Genomic DNA, 6,363 nt, shown 5'->3' with positions numbered 1-6,363 from the left:
AGCACGATCTCGAGCTTCACCTTGGGCAGGAAGTCGACCACGTATTCGGCACCGCGATAGAGCTCGGTATGCCCCTTCTGGCGGCCGAAGCCTTTCGCCTCCACGACCGTGATCCCTTGAAGGCCGACCTCCTGAAGCGCCTCCTTAACCTCGTCCAGCTTGAAGGGCTTGATGATCGCTTCGATCTTCTTCATCGCGAATGGGGCTCGGTTCGTCGTCGGACGCGTGTCTGCTCCAATATCACCGCACTATCGACCCTGCCACGCTGATTCTGCGGCTCGCCATGCAGAGGCTGCTATAAAAATATGCAGATTAGTTATTGGCTGGGCATTTTAGGAACGGCTTGGCGGAGGTGAGCGTGCTGATTGAGCGAAGCCTGCTGCTGACTGCGTCAGAGATGCGCGAGGCCGAGGCCCGGGCCGTGTCGACGGGTGCGAGCCTTTTCGGCCTGATGCTGAAAGCCGGCGAAGCGGTCGCTGACCGTGCAGTCGCGATGACCGGTCCGGGTGACCGCATCCTCGTCCTCTGCGGCCCCGGGAATAATGGCGGGGACGGGTTCGTGGCGGCCCGGCTCCTCGTCGCCGCGGGCCGGTCGGTCGAACTCGCCTCGGCGAAGCCGGTCGGTGCGCTGACGGGGGATGCCGCCCTGGCCGCGCAAGACTGGACCGGGCCCGTTCTGCCGCTCGAGGCGGCCCGACCTGAGCAATTGACCCTCGTCGTCGATGCCCTGTTCGGGACCGGTCTCGGCCGAGACGTGGACGGGCCGGTCGCGGATGTGATCGCAAGGGTCGCTTCGGCCGGCACGCCTGTTCTCTCCGTCGACCTGCCCTCCGGTATCGATTCCGATACCGGGCAGGTGAGGGGCGTTGCGATCCGGGCGACCTGCACGCTCGCGCTCGGGGCGCGGAAACTTGGTCACCTTCTCTATCCCGGTCGGGAGCATGCCGGCGCGGTCGAGATCGCGGATATCGGCATCCCGCCGGCTTGCTTCCCGGATGCCGGGCGAACCGTCGTGAACGATCCGGAGATGTGGGGCCGTCAGCTCCCGCGCGCCGGCACGGCAGGCCACAAATACGATCGCGGACACGCGATCGTCGTCTCGGGCGGCCCGGCCCATACCGGGGCCGCCCGCCTCGCCGCCCGGGGCGCGCTCCGGGCGGGGGCGGGCCTCGTGTCGCTCGTCACCTCGGCCCGTGCGCTCTCGGTCAACGCCGCCCACCTGACCGCGATCATGCTGCGGGTCGCCGACGATCCGGACGAATTCTCCGACCTCCTCACCGACGACCGGTTCAACGCCCTCGTGCTCGGTCCCGCGCTCGGGGTGGGTCCCTCGACCCGGGGCTGGGTTCAGGCGGCGCTCGAAGCCGACCGGGGAACCGTGCTCGACGCAGACGCGCTGACGAGCTTCGCCGGGGAAGCCGGCGCGCTCCGGGATGCGATCGGCGCCGGGCGTGAGACTCCGGTCGTGCTGACGCCGCATGACGGCGAGTTCCGCCGCCTCTTCGCCGGGCCAAGCGAGGAATCGGCCGACGCGCGCGACATCGTCGGCTCCGGCTCCAAACTCGACCGCGCGCGGCGCGCGGCCGTCTTCATGGGCGCGGTCGTCGTCCTGAAAGGGCCGGACACCGTGATCGCGGCCCCGGACGGACGTGCGGCCGTGAACGCGAACGGGTCCGCTCATCTCGCGACCGCCGGCTCGGGCGACGTGCTCGCCGGCATGATCGGCGGCCTCCTCGCTCAGGGCATGCCCGGCTTCGAGGCCGCGTCCGCCGCGGTCTGGATGCATGCCGACGCGGCCGAGCGGTTCGGCCCCGGGCTGATCGCCGAGGACCTGCCCGACATGCTGCCGCAGGTTTGGCGCGATCTCCTCTGACGCGAGCGGGTCAGGTCACCTCGAACCAGGTCCACAGCCCGGTATCCAGCCGCTCGAGCACGCTCGATCCGATCAGCCAGCGGCCCGGATTGTCGGCCGCGAAGGCGATCCGAACGGTCTTTCCCTCGGCCACCTGCAAGGTGTCGAACCACCATGGCTCCCACCCGTCGTCGAGCGCATGCAGCACCCGGAAGACGTGGCCATGCAGGTGGATCGGCTGCACGAACCCGGTCGCATTGCGGAGCGCGAGCACGACCGTCTGACCGCGTCGCGTGGTGAACAGGGGCGGGGAGGAGCTCGAGCCGGACGCGCCGTTCAGTTGCCAGATCCGTTTCGCGTCGCCCGTGTAGCCGATGGCGCCGGCCTCGGTGCGGATGATGCCGCCCGAAACCACGAGGTCGCGCCGGAGCGCGGTCTGAAGCGGGATGTTCGGCGAGAGAAGCCGGTTCGGGGGGAGCGCGGCGACGGCCCCCCGGTCGACCGAATCCCCGGCGCCCGCCGTGAATTCGACGAGCGGCATTCCCGCGCCGACGAGGGCCGTGATCGAGCCCTTCGCGCCAGCCTCCGCCGGCATGTCGATGAAGAGGTCGTACCGGGTGCCGGGCGCGAAGGGGAGGGTGGAGCGGAGCGGCTCGAACGTGTCGGTGGGCTGGCCGTCGACAGCCGCGACATGCGTCTTCAGGCCGTCGAAGCGGATCCGCATCGTGCGGGCGTTGCAGCCATTCGCCAGCCGGAGACGGATGCGGGATCCCGGGGGGAGGGCGATCCGCTTCGGCGCCTCCGCGCCGTCGACCACGATCCGGTTCCCGAGCCGGCCCGCGGCCGCGGCCTCCTGCGGCGACCCGAACGGCGCGAGCGCCCCCGACGGCTGCACGAGCCAGTCCCGGACGACGAGCGCGAACTCGGCATCGACCGCCGGCGGCTCGCGCTCCTCGACCACGAGCAGGCCGGCAAGCCCGCGCCCGGCCGGCTCGCTCGACCCGCCGAGCACCATCGGCCGGATGAGCGAGAGCCCGGGATCGGGCGGGGTGAAGCGATATTCGAAGCTCCCGCCCGGCGCGACGGGAGGCTGCGACAGGCCGCCGACGCCGTCCATCGACGATGGGCCTCGAACGCCGTGCCAATGCAGGCTCAGCGGCAGGGTCGTGTTGTTACGAAAGAGGATCCGCACCTCCTCTCCGTGCCGGATCCGGATCACCGGCCCGGATTCGCGCCCCCCGAAGGTCCAGATTTCGGTCGCGGGCTGGCCCGGAACCAGGACGGCCTGGCTCGGTCCGGCTTCGAGCTGGACCGGAGCCGCGCCCTCGGGCGCCTTGGTGGCCTGCGCCCGCGCCGGAAGGGCGACGAGGGTGGCGGCGAGCCCGGCGAGGGCGGTGCGGCGATCGAAGATGGCGTTCATGCATCCTCTCTCTAGCTCGCGCGCGAGCCGTGGGCGAGGCCGGGGCCGATCCGCTCAGGGTTGCCGGCCCGTTGGCTTTGTGAGAAGGACCCGCCACCGCGGCGCGGCGCCAAGGGCGTCTTTCGGCGGGCGTGGCGGAACTGGTAGACGCGCTGGATTTAGGTTCCAGTGACGAAAGTCGTGGGGGTTCGAGCCCCTCCGCCCGCACCACTCGCCGTGAGCCGCACCGTACCTATCTAAGGCGGCGATCCCCGTTCCGGGGGCGCCGGCCGCATCCGTTCGACGAGGCAAGATCATGCAGGTCACCGAGACCAGGTCGGAAGGCCTACGCCGCGAGTTCCGGGTCACCCTGCCGGCGAGCGAGCTGGAGCAGCGGCTCGCGGGCGAACTCGCCACCCTGAAGGACCGCGTCAAGATCAACGGGTTCCGGCCCGGCAAGGTGCCGCTCGCCCATATCCGCAAGCTCTACGGCCGCTCGGTCATGGCCGAGGTCGTCCAGAATGCCGTCAACGAGGCGAATCGCAAGATCATCGAGGACAACAGCTTCAAGCTGGCCCTCGAGCCGAAGATCGACATGGTCGGCGACCAGGCCGAGGTCGAGAAGGCGCTGGAGGCGAAGGGCGATCTCGACTTCACGGTCGCGCTCGAGGTGCTGCCCCAGTTCGAGCTCGCCGACCTCTCGGGCGTCAGCATCACGAAGCAGGTCGCCAGCGTCTCGGACGAGGATCTCGACGAGGCGGTGAACCGGATGGCGCGCCAGAACCGGAGCTTCGCGCCGAAGGACGGCTCCGCGGCCGAGGGCGACCGGGTCACGGTCGATTTCGTCGGCCGGATCGACGGCGAGGAGTTCAAGGGCGGCACGGCCGAGGGTATCGACGTCGAGATCGGCGCCGGCTCCTTCATCCCGGGCTTCGAGGAGCAGCTCGTCGGCGTGTCGGCCGGCGACGAGAAGAAGGTCTCCGTCGCCTTCCCCGAGAATTACGGCGTGGCCGAACTCGCAGGAAAGCCCGCCGAGTTCGACGTCGTGGTGAAGGCGGTCCAGACCCCGGGCGACACCGTCATCGACGACGAGCTCGCCAAGGGGTTCGGCATGGAGAGCCTCGAGAAGCTGCGCGAGGCGGTGCGGGGCGCGATCGGTCGCGACTTCGAGACCCAGTCGCGCCGGAAGCTCAAGAAGGAGCTCCTGGACGCGCTCGACGCCAAATACGCCTTCGACCTGCCGAACGGGCTTGTCGAGCAGGAATTCACTGCCGTCTGGAGCCAGGTCGAGGCCGACCTCAAGAATAACGGCCGCACCTTCTCCGACGACGGCACGACGGAAGAGGCCGCACGCGCGGAATACCGCCGCATCGCGGAGCGCCGCGTGCGGCTCGGGCTCGTCCTTGCGCAGATCGGGGAGAAGGCCGATATCAAGGTCTCCGACGAGGAGGTCGACCGCGCCCTGGTCGAGCGGGTCCGGCAATATCCCGGTCAGGAGAGGCAGGTCTGGGAATTCTACCAGAAGAACCCGACCGCCAAAGCCGAGCTGCGCGCCCCGATCTTCGAGGAGAAGACGGTCGACCACATCCTGGGTCAGGTGAAGGTGGTCGAAGAACAGACCTCGCGTGAGGACCTGTTCCGCGACGAGGACGAGACGGCCTCACCCGAGGTCAAGGATGCCGGGGAGCCCGCTTCGTCCTAGGCGAAAGCGCCTCACCGGCAGGGTTCGGGCGGGGAGGGGCCGCAAGAAGCTCCTTTTCGCTCTCGACGAGATGAGGGCAATGAGAGATCCAGTCGACGTCTTCAACAACACGCTCGTCCCGATGGTGGTCGAGCAATCCAATCGCGGCGAACGCGCCTTCGACATCTATTCCCGCCTGCTGCGGGAGCGCATCATCTTCCTGACCGGTCCGGTGGAGGATTACACTGCGTCGCTGATCGTGGCGCAGCTCCTGTTCCTGGAGGCTGAGAACCCGAAGAAGGAAATCTCCTTCTACATCAATTCCCCGGGCGGCGTCGTGACGTCGGGCCTCTCGATCTACGATACGATGCAGTTCATCCGCTGCCCGGTCTCGACGCTATGCGTCGGCCAGGCTGCCTCGATGGGCTCGCTCCTCCTGTGCGCCGGCGAGACGGGCCACCGCTTCGCCCTGCACAATGCCCGGATCATGGTGCACCAGCCCTCGGGCGGGTTCCAGGGCCAGGCGACCGACATCCTGATCCATGCGCGCGAGATCGAGGCGCTGAAGAAGCGCCTGAACGAGATCTACGTGAAGCATACGGGTCGCGAATACGACGTCATCCACACGGCGCTTGAGCGGGACAATTTCATGACCGCGGATGCCGCGAAGGAGTTCGGCATCGTCGACCAGGTGCTCGTGAAGCGGCCGGAGGCCGGCGCGACCCCCTGAACGGGTTGCCCGCCCGCGCGGCGATATACCCATCGCCCGCCCTATTGATCGCCGGTGCGGCGCGTGATTGCATCCCTCGTTCGGATGGATCGCGCCGTATGATGGCGGCGGGGGCGGGTTCAAACCGGCCAGGTGACCCTTTGTTTAGGTCGCGGTCGGTACCCTGGAATGTGATTCGTGGGCCGGCCACCGGCTCACGGTCCGATTGGAGAGGCTGATGAGCAAGGCCAGCGGCAACGACTCGAAGAGCACTCTCTATTGCTCGTTTTGCGGCAAGAGCCAGCATGAAGTCCGCAAGCTGATCGCGGGTCCGACCGTCTTCATCTGCGACGAATGCGTCGAGCTCTGCATGGACATCATCCGCGAGGAATCGAAATCCTCGCTCGTGAAGTCCCGCGACGGGGTTCCGACCCCGAAGGAGATCCGCCGCGTCCTCGACGATTACGTCATCGGCCAGGACCACGCCAAGAAGGTTCTCTCGGTCGCCGTCCACAACCACTACAAGCGCCTCGCGCACGCGACGAAGCACAACGACGTCGAGCTCGCGAAATCGAACATCATGCTGATCGGCCCGACCGGGTCCGGCAAGACGCTGCTCGCCCAGACGCTGGCCCGCATCCTCGACGTCCCCTTCACGATGGCGGATGCGACGACGCTGACCGAGGCCGGCTATGTCGGCGAGGACGTCGAGAACATCATCC

At 68.2% G+C, this 6,363-nt stretch carries 6 protein-coding genes and 1 tRNA gene; 5 read left to right on the top strand and 2 right to left on the bottom strand.

Annotation, left to right across the window (positions count from 1 at the left end; translation table 11 throughout):
* A partial coding sequence (locus ACFE87_RS24480) for a P-II family nitrogen regulator (RefSeq protein ID WP_375462271.1) occupies nt 1-194 on the bottom strand: 194 nt, incomplete at its 3' end.
* A gap of 170 nt (nt 195-364) precedes the next feature.
* On the opposite strand from ACFE87_RS24480, the gene ACFE87_RS24475 reads away from it, so the two are divergent.
* On the top strand, nt 365-1,873 hold the full coding sequence (locus ACFE87_RS24475) for an NAD(P)H-hydrate dehydratase (RefSeq protein ID WP_375462272.1): 1,509 nt from the start codon (nt 365-367) through the stop codon (nt 1,871-1,873).
* Nucleotides 1,874-1,883: 10 nt separating this feature from the next.
* On the opposite strand, the gene ACFE87_RS24470 is transcribed toward ACFE87_RS24475, so the two are convergent.
* Nucleotides 1,884-3,272 (bottom strand): multicopper oxidase family protein, encoded by a 1,389-nt coding sequence (locus ACFE87_RS24470; protein WP_375462270.1) that lies wholly within the window; start codon nt 3,270-3,272, stop codon nt 1,884-1,886.
* Between the two features lie 125 nt (nt 3,273-3,397).
* On the opposite strand from ACFE87_RS24470, the gene ACFE87_RS24465 reads away from it, so the two are divergent.
* From ACFE87_RS24465 to ACFE87_RS24450, 4 genes are all read left to right on the top strand, one after another.
* Nucleotides 3,398-3,482, top strand: a tRNA-Leu gene (locus tag ACFE87_RS24465).
* Between the two features lie 85 nt (nt 3,483-3,567).
* Nucleotides 3,568-4,953, top strand: a complete 1,386-nt coding sequence (gene tig / locus ACFE87_RS24460; protein WP_375462269.1) for a trigger factor — start codon at nt 3,568-3,570, stop codon at nt 4,951-4,953.
* A gap of 79 nt (nt 4,954-5,032) precedes the next feature.
* Nucleotides 5,033-5,662, top strand: a complete 630-nt coding sequence (locus tag ACFE87_RS24455) for an ATP-dependent Clp protease proteolytic subunit (RefSeq protein WP_375462268.1) — start codon at nt 5,033-5,035, stop codon at nt 5,660-5,662.
* Between the two features lie 217 nt (nt 5,663-5,879).
* Nucleotides 5,880-6,363 (top strand): ClpX C4-type zinc finger protein (locus tag ACFE87_RS24450; RefSeq protein ID WP_375462267.1); only part of this gene is annotated, 484 nt, incomplete at its 3' end.

Origin of the sequence: uncultured Enterovirga sp. (assembly GCF_964242715.1) — a bacterium.
GTDB lineage: Bacteria > Pseudomonadota > Alphaproteobacteria > Rhizobiales > Beijerinckiaceae > Enterovirga.
The sequence above is the reverse complement of the archived record's forward strand: the minus strand, read 5'-3'. Positions and strand labels throughout refer to the sequence as shown.